An 18,067-nucleotide genomic window follows, 5' to 3' on the forward strand; every position below is an offset into this window, starting at 1 on the left:
CAAAAACTCTTTATGAAGGGCTAGAGGGCAGCGGGAAGGTTTTGATATTCAAGCGCGAGCGGCATAGGACCGAGCAATTTGACCCGCTCATCCGAAGCCAGCGACAAGGTCGCCCCTACCACGTCCGGACAAATTGGCAGCTCCCCGGCGTTGAGGTCGAGCAGGCAAACCAAGGTTACGCTGGCCGGGCGCCCATAATCGAACAGCTCGTTGAGCGCGGCGCGAATGGTGCGGCCGCTCATTAGCACGTCATCGATCAACACCAAGTGCTGGCCTTCGATCTCGAACGGCAGCGCCGACGGGCGTACTTGTGGGTGCAAGCCGTTCTGGCTGAAGTCATCGCGATAGAACGAAACGTCTAACGTGCCCAACGGCGATTCGCTACCCAGTTCTCTCAATAACGCCTGAGCCACCCAGATACCGCCGGTGCGAATGCCGATAAAACGCGGTTCACTGATGCTGCGTTGGCTTAGATGGGCCGTGAGATCAATAGCCATTTGGCTGATCAGCGTGGCGGGATTGGGCAGGCTCATGGTTGCTCCTTCTGGGGCCTGAGCGTCGTCGTCGCGAATCGCTTAGGCTCAAACTTGGGTTCGGGTGATTCAATCAAGCGCTGTGGCGATCAAGCGTCGAACAGTGCGCCGTTGGCATCCAGCCAGCCTTGTAGCAGCAGCGCCGCAGCGATGGCGTCTACCGGATTATCGCGATACGTGCCTTTTTGGCCCCCTCGAGCTTGACGCTCACCCTTAGCCTCAAAGGTGGTCAAGCGTTCATCGTGGGTAAACACCGGCAGGTTGTAGCGACCGTTGAGCCTGCGCGAAAACTTTTCGGCACGGGCACTCATGTCGCTCGGCGTGCCGTCCATGTTCAACGGCAAGCCCACTACGATTGCATCGGGCTTCCATTCGCGCACCAGCGCCTCGACTTTGTCCCAATCCGGGATGCCGTTTTGCGCCTTTAAGATGCACAGCTCACGGGCCTGACCGGTGATGGTCTGACCCACTGCCACGCCGATCTGTTTGGTGCCGTAATCGAAACCCAGCAGAAGACGTAATCCAGCCATCAGGCGTGGCCCGCCTGACTGGTCAATAAGCTCAAGTTGACGCCCAGGCGCGCCGCGGCGGCGTTTAGACGTAGCTCCATTGGCATATCGAACAGAATCGCGGGATCGAACGGACAGGTCAGCCAGGCGTTGGCCGAAAGTTCGGCGTCCAATTGCCCGGCATCCCAACCGGCATAACCAAGAGCGATGACGCTTTTTTTCGGGCCGAGGCCGTCCGCGATGGAAAACAACACATCTTGAGACGTCGACAGCGCCAGATCACCCAAGTCCAGCGTGGCTTGGAACACTTGCCCAGGGGGATGAAGCACAAAACCACGGTCGGTCTGTACCGGTCCGCCGGTCAGGATAGGTATGTACTGGCAGCGCGAAGGGGGATCAATTTCCGGGCGCAGCTGCTCAAGCACATCCGCCAGATTCAGGTTCTGCGGACGGTTGATAACAATGCCCATGGCGCCTTCGGCGTTGTGTTCGACAACGTAGGTCAGGGTCTGAACGAAATTCGGATCGGCCATGTGCGGCATGGCGATCAGGAAGTGATGCTTGAGGTAGCTAGCGGAGACGTTTTTCATGAGCCCTAGTGTGGCGCTGGTCGGCAGGCCTGACAACTGGCTAAACGGCTAGGTCGTCAGTTACTGGAAAGCTTGTCGTTGGTGAACTTCCAGGTCCGGATAATCTCCAGTCGGTCGATGTCTGCAAGATCGCCGGTGAACGGCGAAAATGGAGCTGCTAACCGCACAATGCGTTGCGCCGCTTGATCAAGCAACGGTTGGCCAGAAGACTCAAGTACCAGCATTTCGTAAATTGAGCCATCGCGGTTAATCGACACCATCATCCGCAGATTGCCTCGAATCTGTTGACGACGCGCCTCTTCGGGGTAGTTGAGGTTGCCAATACGCTCAATTTTCTTGCGCCAGTCTTCTTTATACCAGGCACCTTTGTCGTGCATGGTCGAGGCGGCGCTGAGGCGATGGATCTTCGGTCGTTTGGCGTACAGCTGTTGTTCGTTGGACAATTCAGCTTCCAGGCTGGAGATCTCGGTTGAGAGCTCTGCACTGTCAAAGGTTGGCGCGGCCTTGGTGACCGGTACCTCTTTGACTTCTTGATGCTTGATGACGGTCTTCTGAGCTTTCTGCGCCTTAGTGGCTACGGCGGTTTTCGGCGCTTCCTGCTGCTCGACAGGTTTAGCCGCGGCGGGCGGCGGCGTCACCTTATTGATTTTGGTGTCCTGAAACGGTGCGATTTCGGTGGTCTTGGGAATCGCTTTATTATCCAGCGTGCCGCTGCCCTGCTGATTGTCCTGAGCAAGGTAATCCGCCTGCTTGGGCGGGGCCTTGCTGACGAACGTGGCGAGGGTGATTTCCAGTGTTCGGCTGATGTCCTGCGGTTTGACGAAGGTAAAGCCCACACCGAGGATCAACGCCACATGAATCAGCGCTGCAATCATCAAGGTAAACCCCAGCCGATCAGCCGGGCGCACGCCGCTGCGGGAGAATTCGGGGGGCATATCGTCAGCCAAAGCGTTCATCGGCAAGTCAGCATCACATTCCGCGTTTCACAGGGCGCGCATGATAGCGCACTGGCTGGTGGGTGAGCCTACAAGCTGTATTTGTGTGGGGCCGAATTCATTCGGGAGGCAGACGAAGTGGTCTGTCTGATACACCGTGTAGCGGCTTTCCCGAATGAATTCGGTCCCACAGTTGGAGGTGTTATTTCGCCTTTAACTTCCCTTCAATCGCATCCATCAACATCGAACCAATATTGGTGCCAAACGCATTGTCGATTTCGCGGATGCAGGTTGGGCTGGTGACGTTGATTTCGGTGAGGTGTTCGCCGATGACGTCGAGGCCTACGAACAACAGGCCTTTTTCGCGCAGGGTGGGGCCGACTTCGGCGGCGATCCAGCGGTCGTGCTCAGTCAGCGGGCGGGCTTCGCCTCGGCCACCGGCTGCGAGGTTGCCACGGGTTTCGCCGGCGGCCGGGATGCGCGCCAGGCAGTACGGCACGGGTTCTCCGTCGATCATCAGGATGCGTTTGTCGCCGTCTTTGATCGCAGGCAGATAACCCTGAGCCATGATTTGCTGGGTGCCGTTGTTGGTCAACGTTTCCAGAATCACCGACAGGTTCGGGTCGCCGACCCGGTGGCGGAAGATTGATGTACCGCCCATGCCGTCCAGCGGTTTCAAAATCACGTCGCCGTGCAAATCAGCGAACCCGCGAAGAATATCCGCACGGCGGCTGACCAATGTCGGCGGCGTGCACTGTGGAAACAGGGTGGCGAAGAGCTTTTCGTTGCAGTCGCGCAGACTTTGCGGACGGTTGACCACCAGCACGCCAGCACGCTCGGCTTGTTCCAGCAGGTAAGTGGCGTAGACGAATTCCATGTCGAACGGCGGATCCTTGCGCATCAGGATCACGTTCAGGTCATCCAGACCGGCGTCGATTTCGGCTTCCAGCTCGAACCAGTGTGCAGGGTCGGCAAACACTTTAAGCGGCTTCATGCGCGCGCGCGCCTGCCCGGCGTTCTGGTACAGGTCTTGCTGTTCCATATAGAACAGTGTCCAACCGCGAGCCTGGGCGGCAAGGAGCATGGCCAGCGAGCTGTCCTTTTTATAGGAAATACGCTCGATGGGGTCCATGACAATTCCGAGACGAACGCTCATGGGCAAAATCCTCTGATGGGTATGGGGCCGCTACGGCCTTAAAATAGGCGTCAGGGTGGCGCTGTGCATGCGCCGGGTCAAGGGGTGTGCTCGCGATAGCGGGCTTTATGGATTGCGTATGGAGAGTGTGCTAAAAAGGCTCGGCACTTGAGCTTGGACCCCACTTATGCGGGGTTTAGCGGCAGATATTGGCTCGCTGACGCTGGGCACATTGCAGTAAATGATTCGCCGCGGCGATGGTAGAGCGCACATGGAACAACACTCCAAAGCTTTGAAAGTGATGGTTATCGACGACTCGAAGACGATCCGCCGAACCGCCGAGACGCTGTTGAAAAACGTCGGTTGTGAAGTTATCACTGCAATTGACGGGTTTGACGCCTTAGCGAAGATCGCGGATAACCACCCCAGAATTATTTTCGTCGACATCATGATGCCGCGTCTGGATGGCTATCAGACTTGCGCTTTGATCAAGAACAACCGGGCGTTCAAGTCAACGCCGGTGATCATGCTGTCTTCTAAGGATGGCTTGTTCGACAAGGCCAAGGGCCGGATCGTCGGTTCCGACCAGTTTCTGACGAAGCCTTTTAGCAAGGAAGAACTGCTGAACGCGATCAAGGCCCACGTGCCTGAATTTGTAGCAGTAGAACAACAAGTATCTTGATGCCCTGTGACCTTGGCCGGTCACGGGCATCCATTGCATTTGGGGAACACCATGGCTCGAGTTCTGATCGTCGACGATTCGCCGACTGAAATGTACAAACTCACCGGCATGCTGGAAAAGCACGGTCACTACGTCCTGAAAGCCGAGAACGGTGCTGATGGCGTTGCTCTGGCGCGCCAGGAAAAGCCTGATGCGGTATTGATGGACATCGTGATGCCCGGCCTCAACGGTTTTCAGGCGACTCGACAGTTGACCAAGGACCCCGACACGGCCTCGATCCCGGTGATCATCATCACCACCAAAGACCAAGAGACCGACAAGGTCTGGGGCACGCGTCAAGGTGCTCGCGATTACCTGACTAAACCGGTAGACGAAGAAACCCTGATTAAAACCCTGAACTCAGTGTTGGCAGGCTGAAGGCGCCGTCATGCCTGCGTCGAAAACTGCCTTTCAGCTGCTGCTTGAAATCGATCAGCGTTGTCGCTCGCTGGCTGCCGGCTTGCCATTGCAGGAGACCCGTCAGCAAGATTGGACCGGGATCGGCTTTCGTATGGGCGAGTACTGTTATGTGGCGCCCATGGGTGAAATTGGCGAGATCCTGCATGAGCCGCGTTATGCCGTATTGCCCGGGGTGAAGCCATGGGTCAAAGGCATTGCCAATTTGCGTGGACGATTACTGCCGATCATGGATTTATGTGCTTTTTTCGGTCAAGACCTGTCGCCGCTGCGTAAACAACGGCGGGTATTAGTGATCGAGCATCAGGAAGTGTTTGCCGGTTTATTGGTAGATGAGGTGCTGGGAATGCAGCACTTCAATCAGCGCAGCCTCATGCCTGAACCGCCGATGGCGTTCGATGCTGGAGTTGCTCCATTTATTCGAGGGCAATTCTTGCGTGAACAGGCCTGGTGGGTTTTTAGCCCGCGTGCACTGGCTCAATCGCCAGGTTTTATGGATATAGCGCTTTAAACGGGAGGGCCTCGCCAGGCTCTTAACTTCAGGGACGCACACATGCAGTTGGTCCAGGCGGGGCCTGATAAATGAGTAAGACAGGTAGGTCATTGGAAGGGATGCGCAGCCGATCGCAGATCGTTGTGCTGTTTGTCGCCCTGATCATTTTCATCATGTTGCTGTTCGCTAACTTCGCCTACCTCAGCACTCAGTCGAATTACGATAAGCAGTACATCGGCCACGCGGGTGAATTACGCGTGTTATCACAACGTATCGCCAAAAACGCAAGCGAAGCGGCGGCGGGCAAGGCCGCGGCGTTCAAGCTACTGGCCGATGCACGTAACGATTTTGATCAGCGTTGGATAGTGTTGAAAAAAGGCGATAAGGCTACCGGCCTGCCCCCGGCACCCCACGAAGTCAAAGACGAAATGCAGTCGGTGCAAAGGGATTGGGAGTCGTTACGCAAAAGCACTGATGTGATCATTTCCAGCGAACAGACAGTACTGTCCCTGCACCAAGTGGCGGCGACTCTGGCCGAAACCATTCCGCAGTTACAGGTCGAGTACGAAAAGGTTGTCGACAGCCTGCTGCAAAATCATGCGCCCGCCACTCAAGTGGTCGTCGCTCAGCGCCAATCATTGCTGGCTGAGCGAATTCTTGGCTCGGTCAATACTGTCTTGTCCGGCGATGACGCAGCGGTTCAAGCCGCCGATGCGTTCGGTCGCGATGCAAGCCTGTTTGGCCGCGTGCTGAATGGCATGCTCGAAGGCAATGCGACGATGAAAATCGCCCAGGTTCAGGACCATGACGCTCGCGCCCGTCTGAGTGAAATCGCCGAGCTGTTTCAGTTTGTGTCCGGATCTGTGGATGAAATACTCGAAACGTCACCCGAGTTGTTTCAAGTCCGAGAGTCGGCCAGCAATATTTTCACCAGCTCACAAACGCTGCTGGAAGAGGCTTCGGTACTGACCAATGGCTTTGAACACCTGGCCAGCGGACGTGCAATGCACAGCATTGTGGGCTATGTGCTGGGCTTGCTGGCGCTGATGTCGATCATTTTGATTGGCATCGTGATGGTGCGGGAAACCAACCGGCAATTACGTGAAACCGCTGAGAAGAATGAGCGTAATCAGACCGCGATCATGCGTCTGCTCGATGAAATCGAAAACCTTGCCGACGGTGACCTGCGCGTTGCGGCCTCGGTAACTGAGGATTTCACAGGTGCCATCGCCGACTCCATCAACTATTCCATCGACCAGTTGCGGGATTTGGTGGGAACCATCAATTTAACCGCTGAGCAAGTGGCGTCTGCCGTCGAGAATACCCAGACCACCGCCATGCAATTGGCCGCTGCATCCGAACATCAAGCGCTGCAAATCGCCGCTGCTTCGACCGCAATCAACAACATGGCACTGTCCATCGACGAAGTGTCAGCCAATGCATCAGAATCTTCAGCCGTGGCTGAGCGTTCGGTGACCATTGCTAATAAAGGCAACGAGGTGGTGCACAACACCATTACCGGTATGGACAATATCCGCGAGCAAATCCAGGACACCTCAAAACGGATCAAGCGCTTGGGCGAGTCCTCTCAGGAGATTGGCGATATCGTTAGCTTGATCGATGACATTGCCGATCAGACTAATATTTTGGCGTTGAACGCGGCCATTCAGGCGTCCATGGCCGGTGATGCCGGGCGCGGTTTTGCGGTGGTAGCGGATGAGGTGCAGCGGCTGGCGGAGCGTTCTTCGTCAGCCACCAAGCAAATTGAAACCTTGGTCCGGGCCATTCAGAACGACACCAACGAAGCGGTGATTTCCATGGAGCAAACCACCAGTGAAGTGGTGCGCGGCGCCCGACTGGCGCAGGATGCCGGAGTGGCCCTCGAAGAAATCGAAGGTGTATCAAAAAACCTCGCGGCGCTGATCGAAAGCATCACCAACGCGGCGCGGCAACAGGCGTCGTCGGCGGGGCAGATTTCCCAGACCATGGCGGTGATTCAACAGACCACCACGCAAACCACATCGGGCACCGCTGCCACTGCGGAGAGCATTGGCAACCTGGCGAAAATGGCCAGCGAAATGCGCCGTTCAGTATCAGGGTTTACCCTGCCGCCGTCGAACGAGGTGGGCTGAATTGAAACTGTAGCCCTAGGGGCGAATTCATTCGCCAATACGGTGCAACAAGCAGACACGATGCTGAATGTATCCACGCCTTCGCGAATGAATTCGCTCCCACGGGGATAGCGGTGAACCCAAGATGAAGCGTTTAAGCAAAGACTGGAGTTGTCATGGTTGATCGGCACGACTATGTGGCCCTGGAGTGGGTCAAAGGCGAAATTGCCGAAACGCTGAAACTGGCCCGCCAGGCTCTGGAAGCGTTTGTTGCTGAGCCTCACGAGCCAGCTATGGTTGAGTGCCTAAGCTACGTGCATCAGGTGCATGGCAGCCTGCAAATGATCGAATTCTACGGTGCAGCCCTGCTCGCCGAAGAAATCGAACAACTGGCGCTGGCGCTGCAGCAAGGTCGCGCCGCGCAACAGACTGAAGCTGTGCAGTTGCTGCTACAAGCGATGACCCAGTTACCCCTTTACCTGGACCGCATCCACTCTGCGCGGCGTGACCTGCCCTTGTTGGTATTGCCACTGCTCAACGACCTGCGCAGCGCTCGGGGCGAAAGCCTATTGTCGGAAACCAGCCTGTTCACCCCGCAGTTGCTCGCGGTCCCCGAACTTGATGCCCAGGCACTGTTCGCTCTCCATACGCCAGATCTAGCGGCGTTGCTGCGCAAATTGCGGCAAATGCTACAAACGGCGTTGGTTGGTTTGCTGCGCGAGCAGGAGGTACAAACCAACCTCGGTTATATGGCCAAAGTGTTCGCCCGCCTTGAGGCGCTGTGTGAAAACGCACCCCTCGGACCGTTGTGGCAAATCGCGTCGGCGCTGGTTGAGACAATGGCGGACGGCCAGTTCACTAACAGCCCGGCGCTGCGCGGGTTGCTTAAAGAGTCCGACAAAGAACTCAAGCGCTTGCTGGAGCAAGGCATCAGCGGGATAAATCAGCCCGCGCCCGATGAGTTGCTCAAGAGCTTACTGTTTTACATCGCTAAATCTGATAGCCATGCGCCGCAGATGCTGCTGCTCAAAGAGCAATACGGACTCGACGAGGCGCTGCCTGATGCGGCAGTGGTTGATGAGGAGCGCGCTCGGTTTGCCGGCCCTGATCGTGACGCCATGCGTTCGGTGGTGGTCGCCTTATGCGAAGAATTGGTGCGGGTCAAAGAACGTCTCGATGGCTTTGTGCGTAGTGATCGCAAGCATGTCGGTGAGCTCACCAGCTTATTGCCGCCATTGCGTCAGATCGCAGATACCCTGGCTGTGCTGGGTTTCGGCCAGCCGCGCAAGGTCATTATTGATCAATTGGCCGTAGTTCAGCGCTTGGCTCAGGGGCAAAGCGAAGCCGATGACTCGGTGCTAATGGATGTGGCCGGTGCGTTGCTGTATGTCGAAGCTACGCTGGCCGGAATGGTCGGTCCGGTGGAACAGACCAGCCCTGAAGAAAGCCATCTGCCCACGACTGACCTGACTCAAATTCATCAGTTGGTGATCAAAGAAGCGCGCATTGGTTTGCAGCAAGCCAAAGACATGATCATCGATTACATCGACGCGTCGTGGGACCGCCAACGCTTGCAACCTTTGCCGGCACTGTTGGTTCAAGTACGCGGGGCGTTGGTGATGATTCCGCTGGCGCGGGCGGCCAGCTTGATCGCTGCTTGCAACGATTACATTCAGTCTGAGTTATTGATGGACAGCGCCCCACCGACCTGGCTCCAGCTCGATGGCTTGGCGGATGCCCTGACCAGCATTGAGTACTACTTGGAGCGCTTAGGTGAGGACCACGAAGCACCTGGCGAACACGTGTTAGACATGGCGCAAGCGAGCCTGACCCAGTTAGGTTATTCGCCAATCCCCAATGCAGCAATGGACGTGCCGCTGCTTGAAGAAATAATCACTCAGGATGAGTTACTGGAAATGAATGCTCGGCAAGCGTTGGTCAGCTCCACACGCACCTTGGCTGAAGTGCTTGCCAGTCCGCTCTCGGCGGTTAACCCGCCGGCGCAGCATGTGCCCACCAGCCTGCTGCCACCCCCAGTCGATGAAGAACGGGTGGATGACGAGTTGCTCTTCGTGTTTCTCGAAGAGACCGACGAAATGTTGGCGGCGCTGCACCTACATTTACCGCAGTGGTTCAAGGACACCAGCAACACTGCCGCGCTTACCGAAGTGCGGCGAGCGTTTCACACCCTCAAAGGCAGCGGGCGCATGGTGCGCGCGCTAATCCTGGCAGAGTTGGCCTGGTCGGTGGAGAACCTGCTAAACCGGGTAGTGGAAAAAAGTGTCCAGCCGGATCGGGACGTTCTGGGGGTGCTCAGTGACGTCTTGATGTTATTGCCAGCAATTATTCGTGAGTTTGCCGACAACGTTCAGCGTCAGCGTGAAGATGTGGACCTCCTGGCAGCGCGTGCCCATGCGATGGCCAAACGGGAACGGGTACCGGAAACTCCCGTCGTTTTGCCCGACCATGAGGACGGTGCTGAAGCGCTGGACCCCCAGTTGTTGGAAATTTTCCGGCAGGAAGCACGTAGCCATCTCGACACGCTCGACTGTTTCCTTCGACGCGCTACCGATACTGAAATACCAGCCATCAGCGATGGCCTGCAACGCGCGCTACACACGTTAAAGGGCAGCGCATACATGGCCGGCGTGGTGCCTGTTGCCGAACTGGCCAGCCCGCTGGACCAGTTAGTCCGTGAGTTTAAAGCCAACATGATCCCGTTTGGGCATGCGGAAATTCAATTGCTGCGCGCTGCCGAACCGCTGTTCAACCAAGGGCTGATGCAGCTCGACAGTGAGCCGCTCGCGGTTATTGCTGGTGCCGAGCACTACATCGCGAATGTCCTTGAACTGCTGCAACAGCGCTTGAAAACTGCGCTCAGCGCACCCAACAGCGGCCTGCGATTGAAGCGAAATCCGCAGCTGATTGCGTCTTTTCTGGCTGAAGGAATGGACATTCTGCTCGACGCTGAGAGCTTATTGCAGCGCTGGCGAGAACACCCTGGCGAGCGTCAGGAGCTCAGCGCGTTACTCGATGAATTAACCACCCTTGGCCACGGAGCACACCTGGCCGATTTACCGCAGGTCGATGCGTTATGCGAAGCGTTGCTCGACCTGTACGGAGCCGTGGAAGAAAGCAGCCTAGCGGTTAGCGAGCTGTTTTTTGAAGAGGCGGCGAGTGGTCATGACGCCTTGATCGATATGCTCGACCAAGTGGCGGCAGGTCAAGAAGTCCACCCCCGTCCTGAGCACATTCAAGCGCTGCGTGACTTGCTCGATCAAGCGCTCGACCCAAGTGCTATGGGTGTGATTAAAAACCATGGCAGCAGTCTCGTGCCAAGCATTACCGAGCTGAATGCGGCCACTGAGCGGCTCACGGCCCAACTGCCCAATGACAGCCTGACGAGTGAGGCTTCTGCGACCCCCAGCGGCATCGACGACGAGATTGTGGAAATCTTCCTCGAAGAAGCCGTGGATATTCTCGACAGTGCCGGAGATGCCTTGCGTCGCTGGTTGGATGATCCTGAAAACCCAATGCCGTTGTCGTCGCTACAGCGCGACTTGCACACCCTGAAGGGTGGGGCGCGCATGGCTGAAATCCGGCCGGTGGGTGATTTGGGTCATGAGCTGGAGACGCTGTATGAAGGGTTGATTGATCGCCGCTTTAGCTATTCGCCAGAAATGGCCAGCCTGCTGCAGCGCAGCCACGACCTGCTTGCCGTTTTGCTGGAGCAATTGCAGGCCAATCAGCCGCTGACATGCCCTGCCCGACTGATCGAATCCATTCGTGCGTTTCGACAGGACAACATCGTCGTGCAAAGCCTGGAGCCCGAGATCAAGTCAGCGAAATCAGCCGTGGAAACCCTTCACGAAAGCGATCCTGAATTGTTGGAGATCTTTCTCGAAGAAGGTTTCGACATCCTTGAAAGCTCTGGTAGCGCGTTAGCTCGCTGGCAAGATGATCCGACCAATACCCTTGAAGTAGAAAACCTGCTGCGGGATTTGCACACGCTCAAGGGCGGTGCGCGGATGGTCGAAATCGCTCCTATTGGCGACCTTGCCCACGAGTTGGAGTTTCTCTATGAGGGATTGGCGGCTGGCTCCTTACACAGCCAGCCGCTGCTGATTAGTTTGCTGCAAAGTGGGCACGACTTTCTCGCCGACATGCTTGATGCAGTACGTGTGAATGAGCCATTGCCCAGCACCACCTTGTTGATCGACAGCATCCACCGGTTCAGCCCTAACGGTGAATTGAGCGAGCGCTCTGCAAGCGTTGAACCAGACGTGGCCATCGAGCCGTTATCGCACGTTGTCCCGCAGATGGACCCCGAAGCCGACCGTACGCCAACGGAAATGGTCAAGATAGCCGCTGAACAGTTGGAAAGCCTGGTCAATCTGGCAGGCGAGACATCGATTTTCCGCGGACGCATCGAGCAGCAAGTCACCGACGTCGAAGTGACTTTGGCCGAAATGGAAACAACCATCGAACGTATGCGTGATCAGCTTCGACGTCTGGACATCGAAACCCAAGGCCGAATCCTCAGCCGCGAACAGGTTCAGGCAGAGCGGTTGGGCTACGAAGAGTTCGATCCGCTGGAAATGGACCGTCATTCGCAATTGCAGCAGTTGTCGCGGGCCTTGTTCGAGTCGGCCTCCGACTTGCTGGACCTCAAAGAAACGCTCCACACCCGCAACCAGGATGCGCAACGGCTGTTGTCCCAGCAAGCTCGGGTTAATACCGAGTTGCAGGAAGGCTTGATGCGTACGCGTATGGTGCCGTTCGAACGCCTATTGCCGCGTTTGCGCCGGATCGTGCGGCAGGTTGCGGGGGAGCTGGATAAACAGGTTAATTTTGACGTCGGCAGTGCCGAAGGCGAGATGGACCGAAGCGTCCTGGAACGTATGGTCGCGCCGCTGGAGCATATGCTCCGTAACGCCATCGATCACGGTCTGGAGAGCGCTGAGGAACGTCGGGCTGCGGGCAAGCCCGAAGAAGGCAGGATCAGTTTGAGCCTGGTCCACGAAGGCGGCGATATCGTTATTGAAATGCGTGATGACGGTGCTGGCGTGGATCTTAATGCGGTGCGAAGCAAGGCTATTAAGCGCGGCTTGATCGATGCAACGGCTGAGCTGAGTGATTATGAGCTGCTGCAATTCATCCTTCAGGCAGGGTTCTCTACTGCGGAAAAAGTCACTCAGATTTCCGGTCGTGGCGTAGGCATGGACGTGGTTCACGCTGAGGTCAAACAGCTCGGCGGCTCAATGATTATTGACTCCAAACCGGGACGGGGCACGCGCTTTCAGATCCGGTTGCCCTTTACGGTGTCGGTCAACCGGGCGCTCATGGTTCAGTGTGGTGAGGAGCAGTACGCCGTACCATTGAACACCGTAGAAGGCATCGTGCGGGTCATGCCTCACGAATTGGAAGCCTGTTATCAATCAGATCCACCACGCTATCAATTTGCCGAACGCAGTTATGAATTGCGTTACCTCGGTGAATTATTGAATAACGGCCTGCCACCAAAGTTGCTCGGGCAGACCCAACCGCTGCCAGTCCTATTGGTGCGTGCGCACGACCATTGGGTCGCGGTGCAAGTCGACGCGCTGGCGGGCTCACGGGAAATCGTGGTCAAAAGCCTGGGCGCACAGTTCGCGGGGTTGCAGGGTATTTCCGGCGCGACAATTCTAGGCGACGGCCGCGTGGTGTTCATTCTGGACTTGCTTGCCCATATTCGTGCATTAAATCTGCGGCTCTTGACCCAGCAAGCGGCGGGCCTTAGCGCACCGAAATACATCGAAGTGGAGCAGGTGCGACCGCTATTGGTCATGGTGGTTGATGATTCTGTAACGGTGCGCAAAGTGACCAGTCGCTTGCTCGAACGCAATGGTATGAACGTTCTCACCGCCAAAGACGGCATCGATGCCATGGCGCTGTTACAAGAAAATACGCCTGACGTACTGCTGCTGGACATCGAGATGCCGCGCATGGACGGCTTTGAAGTCGCCAGTCGAATTCGCGCTGATCAACGCCTCAAAAAACTGCCGATCATCATGATCACCTCACGCTCGGGGCAAAAGCATCGCGACCACGCCATGACCATCGGCGTAAACGATTATCTGAGCAAGCCATATCAGGAGTCGGTGCTGCTGGAGAGCATTGCCCAATGGAGTCAGGTTCATGTCTAGCGTCACCGTTACCTCCCGGAACTTGAGTAGCCATGTCAGCACTTTGACAGGACTGCTGCTGCCATTGAGTGACCGCTGTTTATTGCTGCCCAACATTGCCGTGGCTGAGCTGATCGATTATCAGGACAGCAAGGCCGAACCCGATGCGCCTAACTGGTATCTCGGGCCGATCAGCTGGCGCAATCGTACCTTGCCGCTGCTCAGTTTCGAAGCCGCCTGCGGCGCTCGCACCCGCGTCGGCGGCCGCGCACGCATCGTCGTCCTCAATGCGCTGGGCGGCCGCGACGAGCTGAAATTCATCGCCCTGCTGACCCAAGGCATCCCCCGCTCGTGCAAAGTCGATAGCCAACTCAGTTACGTCGACGTTCAACTGGCCGAGTTGGAACTGGCTGCGGTGCAAGTCGGCGACACCATCGCCAAAATTCCCGATTTGGTGGGGTTGGAAGAGTGGTTGGTTGAGGCTGGGTTGGTTTAGATTCCCGCCGTTCGAACAATGCTTATGTTGCCGCCATACAGCAGTGAGCCGAATAATAGCCTTATTCGGCTCACAAAATGAGCCGAATAAGGCTATTATTCGGCTCATGTACGTAAGGGGAGGCGAATGAGCGTGCTTATTGATTGGATTTGGCAACAACGGGCATGGCCACATTTCACTTGGCAGGCTGAACGTTTGGCTGCGTTGCTGCGCGCCTGCTCTCAAGCACAGGGGCAACTGTTGGGCATGATCGGCGCGGCAGGAGCAGACGCCAGCGCACAGACCGAACTGGATGCATTGCTTCAGAACATCATCACCTCGTCGGCCATCGAAGGGGAGCAACTGAATGCAGGTTCGGTGCGTTCATCCTTGGCTCGGCGTCTTGGGCTGGCGGGAGACCGGCGTGTCAGTCAGCGCAGCGAAGGCTTGGCCGAATTGATGCTTGATGCCACCCAACAACATCAGTCGTCGTTGACCCTTGAGCGACTGCTGCAGTGGCACACACTGCTGTTCCCTATGGAAGACACCTATGCGGCACACAGCATTAGTGTCGGCGCTTTGCGTGGCGACGAACCCATGCAGGTGGTGTCTGGCAGGATGGATCGGCCAACCGTGCATTTCCAGGCCCCACCGCGTGAGGGGCTGGAAACTCAGCTCGCAGATTTTCTCAACTGGTTCGAAAGCAGCAGGACCGACACGAGCATTGATCCTTTCCTGCGAGCAGGCATTGCGCACTTCTGGTTCGTGACCTTACACCCGTTCGACGACGGTAATGGTCGCCTGACCCGCGCTATTACTGACTTGGCGTTGGCTCAGGGCGACAACCAGGCCATCCGTTTTTACGCCATGTCGGCAAACATTCTTGCTGCGCGTCAAGGGTATTACCAGATTTTAGAAAACAGCCAGAAAGCTGCGCTGGATATTACTGCGTGGCTGGAGTGGTTCCTGCAAACGCTGCTGCAAACACTGGAGCAGGCGATAAAGCGCATAGACCGCGTGTTAGCCAAGGCACGTTATTGGCAGCAACACCGCGCCCATGGATTATCGGTCGAGCAGGTCAAAGTGCTTAACCGGTTGCTGGACGGCGACGTGTTGGCAGATAAAAACGGTTTTGAGGCAGGCATCAGCGCCGCTCAATACCAGGCCGTGGCCAAGGTCAGCAAGGCCACCGCCACCCGGCACCTGAGCGACCTAGTGGAAAAAGGTTGCCTGCAGAAACTGCCAGGCGGCGGGCGCAGCACGCGGTATCAGATTGATTGGAGGTAACGCCGCTTACAGGCTGGGTGACATGAACTGCGGCTAAGCGTACTAATCATTACCCTAGCCGTAACGATTACGCTTTTTGCTTGATTGATGCTCAAGGCCATTCGCTTCTAAGGTGCTCCACGACAGCGAATTCGTGGAGCCAGCATGACCATAACAACAACACTCGACCCGCGCTGGTCGCGTCGGCGCAGCGAAAAGCAGCGGCGGCTTGAGCAGGTGCGGTTTCTCGCCGATGGCGTGGTACTGCCGACTGAACACATCGTCGCGGCGCTTGAGGCGCTGATTGCTCCCGGCGACCGTGTGGTTTTAGAAGGTAACAACCAGAAGCAGGCAGATTTTCTCTCCCGCTCGCTGGCCAAAGTCGATCCCGCCAAGCTGCACGATCTGCACATGATCATGCCCAGCGTTGGCCGCTCGGAACACCTGGACCTCTTCGAACTGGGCATCGCCCGCAAGCTCGACTTTTCCTTTGCCGGCACCCAAAGCCTGCGCATCAGCCAGTTGCTGGAAGACGGCCTGCTGGAAATCGGCGCCATCCATACTTATATCGAGCTGTACGCGCGGTTGGTGGTCGACCTGATCCCGAATGTCGTGCTGTCAGCCGGTTTCATGGCCGACCGCGCTGGCAATATCTACACCGGGCCCAGCACCGAAGACACCCCCGCACTGGTGGAACCTGCCGCGTTCAGCGATGGCATCGTGATCTTCCAGGTTAATCAGATCGTCGACGATGTCAGCGATCTACCACGTGTCGACATCCCAGCCTCGTGGGTCGACTTCGTGGTATTGGCCGACCAACCGTTCTACATCGAACCGCTGTTCACCCGCGACCCGCGTCACATCAAACCCGTGCACGTGTTGATGGCGATGATGGCGATCCGTGGCATTTACGAAAAACATAACGTTCAGTCGCTCAACCACGGCATCGGTTTTAACACCGCCGCCATCGAGTTGATTCTGCCCACCTACGGCGAATCCTTGGGGCTCAAAGGCAAGATTTGCCGCAACTGGACGCTCAACCCGCACCCGACCTTGATCCCGGCAATCGAAAGCGGCTGGGTCCAAAGCATCCATTGTTTCGGCACCGAACTGGGCATGGAAAACTACATCGCCGCCCGCCCGGACGTGTTCTTCACCGGTCGGGACGGCTCGCTGCGCTCCAACCGGATGATCTGTCAGCTGGCCGGTCAGTACGCGGTGGATTTGTTTATCGGCGCGACATTGCAGGTCGATGGCGATGGCCATTCCTCAACCGTCACCCGTGGTCGTCTGGCCGGTTTCGGAGGTGCGCCGAACATGGGCCATGATCCTCACGGCCGTCGTCACGCTACCCCCGCGTGGTTAGACATGCGCCAGCAAACCGGTGATGGTCCGGCGGCTTACCTTGAGCGCGGCAAAAAGCTCGTGGTGCAAATGGTCGAGACTTTCCAGGAGGGCGGAAAACCGACCTTCGTCGAAACCCTGGATGCAGTGGACGTCGCGAAAAAAAGCGGCATGGCCCTGGCGCCGATCATGATTTACGGCGATGACGTCACCCACTTGCTCACCGAAGAAGGCATCGCTTACCTGTACAAGGCGCGCTCGCTGGAAGAGCGTCAGGCCATGATCGCGGCCGTCGCCGGTGTCACCGTTATTGGCATGCGGCACAACCCCAAAGACACGGCGCGGATGCGTCGCGAAGGCTTGATTGCCCTGCCGGAAGATTTGGGTATCCGCCGTACCGATGCCAGCCGCGAGCTGCTCGCTGCCAAAAGCGTTGCCGATCTGGTGGCGTGGTCTGGAGGCTTGTACAGCCCACCCGCCCAATTCAGGAGCTGGTGATGCGCGCACTCAAACTGAAACTCTGCCCCAGCTCGCTGGCAGACTGCCTGGCCGACCTCGCCGTGGAGGCGCTGATTGACGAAGCCGACCTGTCGCCCAAGCCAGCGCTGGTGGACCGTCGCGGTAATGGCGCGCACAGCGATTTGCACCTGGGCTTGATGCACGCGTCGGCCTTATCGTTGTGGCCGGCGTTTAAAGAGATGGCCGAAGCGGCACTGAAATTTGGCGTGGTCGGTCAGCCGTTGCGTGAAGCCATCGGCCGCATCGGTCGCGACGGCGAAGCCGCCATGCTGCGCACCACCGGCGGGGTGAATACCCATCGCGGGGCAATTTGGGCGCTAGGCTTGCTGGTGGTCGCGGTCGCGCTGGAACCGGCGAATCAAACACCCGCCGCCATCAGTCTGCGAGCGGCGCGCCTGGCCTTGATCAACGACCGTCATTCACCGGTTCAAAACAGCCACGGCGCTGAAGTCGCTCAGCGCTACGGCGCACACGGCGCTCGGGAGCAGGCGCAGTTGGGCTTTCCGGCAGCGCTGCACTTCGGCCTGCCGCAGTTGCAACGCAGCCGTGCGGCCGGGCGAGGCGAGCAGAACGCTCGACTTGATGCGCTGCTGGCGATCATGACCACGTTGGGTGACACCTGTGTGCTGTACCGCGCAGGGGAAACCGGTCTTCGAGCTATGCAGCTCGGCGCACAGAAAGTGCTGGATGCTGGCGGCAGTGCCAGCCTCGCGGGTCGGCGTTGTCTGCATGAATTGGATCTGCAGTTGTTGAGCCTGAATGCATCGCCCGGTGGCGCTGCGGACCTGCTCGCAGCGTGCCTGTTTATCGATAGCCTTGAGCCTGGGCTCGGCGAACACTCGAGGAATGTTTGAT

General features: G+C 57.4%; 14 protein-coding genes. 9 read left to right on the forward strand and 5 right to left on the reverse strand.

Going from position 1 to position 18,067, the window contains the following annotated elements:
• Positions 1-20: 20 nt before the first annotated feature.
• The 5 genes from pyrR to gshB all read right to left on the reverse strand — a co-directional run bounded on the left by pyrR (position 21) and on the right by gshB (position 3,723).
• Complete coding sequence (gene pyrR / locus RGW60_RS20145) at positions 21-533, reverse strand: bifunctional pyr operon transcriptional regulator/uracil phosphoribosyltransferase PyrR (protein WP_322206241.1); 513 nt, start codon at positions 531-533, stop codon at positions 21-23.
• A gap of 89 nt (positions 534-622) precedes the next feature.
• On the reverse strand, positions 623-1,063 hold the full coding sequence (gene ruvX, locus RGW60_RS20150) for a Holliday junction resolvase RuvX (protein WP_299829051.1): 441 nt from the start codon (positions 1,061-1,063) through the stop codon (positions 623-625).
• On the reverse strand, positions 1,063-1,632 hold the full coding sequence (locus RGW60_RS20155) for a YqgE/AlgH family protein (protein ID WP_322206242.1): 570 nt from the start codon (positions 1,630-1,632) through the stop codon (positions 1,063-1,065). The genes ruvX and RGW60_RS20155 overlap by 1 nt, the downstream gene beginning before the upstream one ends.
• A 56-nt stretch (positions 1,633-1,688) precedes the next feature.
• Entirely contained in the window at positions 1,689-2,588 is a 900-nt protein-coding gene (locus RGW60_RS20160) for an energy transducer TonB (protein ID WP_322206243.1), read from the reverse strand.
• Between the two features lie 181 nt (positions 2,589-2,769).
• Positions 2,770-3,723, reverse strand: a complete 954-nt coding sequence (gshB, locus tag RGW60_RS20165; RefSeq protein WP_322206244.1) for a glutathione synthase — start codon at positions 3,721-3,723, stop codon at positions 2,770-2,772.
• 250 nt (positions 3,724-3,973) lie between these two features.
• Between gshB and pilG the strand changes: the two genes are divergently transcribed.
• The 9 genes from pilG (at position 3,974) to RGW60_RS20210 (ending at position 18,066) form a co-directional block, all read left to right on the forward strand.
• On the forward strand, positions 3,974-4,384 hold the full coding sequence (pilG, locus tag RGW60_RS20170; protein WP_322206245.1) for a twitching motility response regulator PilG: 411 nt from the start codon (positions 3,974-3,976) through the stop codon (positions 4,382-4,384).
• Positions 4,385-4,435: 51 nt separating this feature from the next.
• Positions 4,436-4,801, forward strand: a complete 366-nt coding sequence (gene pilH, locus RGW60_RS20175) for a twitching motility response regulator PilH (protein ID WP_322206247.1) — start codon at positions 4,436-4,438, stop codon at positions 4,799-4,801.
• Positions 4,802-4,811: 10 nt separating this feature from the next.
• On the forward strand, positions 4,812-5,351 hold the full coding sequence (locus RGW60_RS20180) for a chemotaxis protein CheW (RefSeq protein WP_322206248.1): 540 nt from the start codon (positions 4,812-4,814) through the stop codon (positions 5,349-5,351).
• A 71-nt stretch (positions 5,352-5,422) separates the two neighbouring features.
• On the forward strand, positions 5,423-7,465 hold the full coding sequence (locus RGW60_RS20185; RefSeq protein WP_322206249.1) for a methyl-accepting chemotaxis protein: 2,043 nt from the start codon (positions 5,423-5,425) through the stop codon (positions 7,463-7,465).
• A gap of 155 nt (positions 7,466-7,620) precedes the next feature.
• Positions 7,621-13,629, forward strand: coding sequence for an Hpt domain-containing protein (locus RGW60_RS20190; protein ID WP_322206250.1), 6,009 nt, complete (start codon positions 7,621-7,623; stop codon positions 13,627-13,629).
• Complete coding sequence (locus tag RGW60_RS20195) at positions 13,622-14,104, forward strand: chemotaxis protein CheW (protein WP_322206251.1); 483 nt, start codon at positions 13,622-13,624, stop codon at positions 14,102-14,104. The genes RGW60_RS20190 and RGW60_RS20195 overlap by 8 nt, the downstream gene beginning before the upstream one ends.
• A gap of 126 nt (positions 14,105-14,230) precedes the next feature.
• On the forward strand, positions 14,231-15,370 hold the full coding sequence (locus RGW60_RS20200) for a Fic family protein (protein WP_322206252.1): 1,140 nt from the start codon (positions 14,231-14,233) through the stop codon (positions 15,368-15,370).
• A gap of 144 nt (positions 15,371-15,514) precedes the next feature.
• On the forward strand, positions 15,515-17,191 hold the full coding sequence (mdcA, locus tag RGW60_RS20205) for a malonate decarboxylase subunit alpha (RefSeq protein WP_322206253.1): 1,677 nt from the start codon (positions 15,515-15,517) through the stop codon (positions 17,189-17,191).
• Positions 17,191-18,066 carry a triphosphoribosyl-dephospho-CoA synthase gene (locus RGW60_RS20210; RefSeq protein ID WP_322206254.1) on the forward strand — a complete coding sequence of 292 codons (876 nt, stop codon included), beginning with the start codon at positions 17,191-17,193 and terminating at the stop codon, positions 18,064-18,066. The genes mdcA and RGW60_RS20210 overlap by 1 nt, the downstream gene beginning before the upstream one ends.
• Position 18,067 lies beyond the last annotated feature (1 nt).

Origin of the sequence: Pseudomonas sp. AB6 (assembly GCF_034314105.1) — a bacterium.
Classification (GTDB): Bacteria; Pseudomonadota; Gammaproteobacteria; order Pseudomonadales; family Pseudomonadaceae; genus Aquipseudomonas.

Bases quoted from the DNA above. Each gene is read 5' to 3' on its own strand.
- pyrR (WP_322206241.1), bottom strand. From the start codon at position 533: ATGAGCCTGCCCAATCCCGCCACGCTGATCAGCCAAATGGCTATTGAT.
- ruvX (WP_299829051.1), bottom strand. From the start codon at position 1,063: ATGGCTGGATTACGTCTTCTGCTGGGTTTCGATTACGGCACCAAACAG.
- RGW60_RS20155 (WP_322206242.1), bottom strand. From the start codon at position 1,632: ATGAAAAACGTCTCCGCTAGCTACCTCAAGCATCACTTCCTGATCGCC.
- RGW60_RS20160 (WP_322206243.1), bottom strand. From the start codon at position 2,588: ATGAACGCTTTGGCTGACGATATGCCCCCCGAATTCTCCCGCAGCGGC.
- gshB (WP_322206244.1), bottom strand. From the start codon at position 3,723: ATGAGCGTTCGTCTCGGAATTGTCATGGACCCCATCGAGCGTATTTCC.
- pilG (WP_322206245.1), top strand. From the start codon at position 3,974: ATGGAACAACACTCCAAAGCTTTGAAAGTGATGGTTATCGACGACTCG.
- pilH (WP_322206247.1), top strand. From the start codon at position 4,436: ATGGCTCGAGTTCTGATCGTCGACGATTCGCCGACTGAAATGTACAAA.
- RGW60_RS20180 (WP_322206248.1), top strand. From the start codon at position 4,812: ATGCCTGCGTCGAAAACTGCCTTTCAGCTGCTGCTTGAAATCGATCAG.
- RGW60_RS20185 (WP_322206249.1), top strand. From the start codon at position 5,423: ATGAGTAAGACAGGTAGGTCATTGGAAGGGATGCGCAGCCGATCGCAG.
- RGW60_RS20190 (WP_322206250.1), top strand. From the start codon at position 7,621: ATGGTTGATCGGCACGACTATGTGGCCCTGGAGTGGGTCAAAGGCGAA.
- RGW60_RS20195 (WP_322206251.1), top strand. From the start codon at position 13,622: ATGTCTAGCGTCACCGTTACCTCCCGGAACTTGAGTAGCCATGTCAGC.
- RGW60_RS20200 (WP_322206252.1), top strand. From the start codon at position 14,231: ATGAGCGTGCTTATTGATTGGATTTGGCAACAACGGGCATGGCCACAT.
- mdcA (WP_322206253.1), top strand. From the start codon at position 15,515: ATGACCATAACAACAACACTCGACCCGCGCTGGTCGCGTCGGCGCAGC.
- RGW60_RS20210 (WP_322206254.1), top strand. From the start codon at position 17,191: ATGCGCGCACTCAAACTGAAACTCTGCCCCAGCTCGCTGGCAGACTGC.